At 74.8% G+C, this 828-nt stretch carries 1 pseudogene; it reads left to right on the plus strand.

Features of this window, described 5'->3' with window-relative positions:
* A pseudogene (locus tag P1P75_RS41735) lies at positions 1–679 on the plus strand (serine/threonine protein kinase); the annotation flags it as partial.
* Between the last annotated feature and the right edge of the window lie 149 nt (positions 680–828).

The following is an 828-nucleotide window of genomic DNA, read 5'->3' on the forward strand; positions in this document are numbered from 1 at the left end:
GTACCCGGCCGCCCCGCCCCAGCGGCCGATGCCGGTACCGGCCCCCGTCCCCGTCCCGGTCCCGGTCCCGCACAACCCGTACGCGGCCGACACGACGGCGTACGACCCGTACGACCCGGAACCGCAGCCCCGCCGCGGAGCCCGTTCCACGGTGCTGCTGGTAGCGATCGCCGCGGTGGTCGCGCTCGCGGCCGGCGGCACGGTGTACGCGGTCATGAACGGCGACGACGACCCGTCCGGCGCGAACCCGGCCCCGACGCGATCCGTGTCGGCGCCCCCGTCGGAATCCGTGGACGAATCCCCCGCCTCCTCATCGCCCTCCCCGTCCCCGTCTCCCTCGCAGGAGGGCCGGATACCCGAGGACTACCTGGGCACCTGGAACACCACCATCAACACCGCCGACATCCGCCGCCTGACCCTCACCCAGGGCGAGGTGGGCGACACCGTCCTGCGCCTGGTGGCGGACGGCGAGGCCTACCACTGCGAGTTCGCGGCCACGCTGACCAAGGCACCGGCCCCCGAGTCCCCGCTGACCCTGGGCCCCTCCAAGGTGACCACGGGCGAGCCGCTCTCCTCCTGCTCCCCGGGCGCGGCCACGGAGGTGACCCTCCTTCCGGGCGGCCGACTGCAACGCCTCAACCCGACGACGGGCGAAAAGCTGACGTACAGCCGCGGCTGAAACTCCGGTCGGGCCACTCGGCCCGTCCGAGGCCGCCCCCGGGCGGTCACCGCAGGTCCTCTCACCGAGGCTCAGGCGGCCGCTGCCGAGGCATGTTCGGCCGCCCCGCACCCCCCGCCGCCCCCCCCCCAAGGGTTCCGGCCAAGAAC

Origin of the sequence: Streptomyces sp. ID05-39B (genome assembly GCF_033794725.1) — a bacterium.
GTDB classification, from domain to species: Bacteria; Actinomycetota; Actinomycetes; order Streptomycetales; family Streptomycetaceae; genus Streptomyces; species Streptomyces bobili.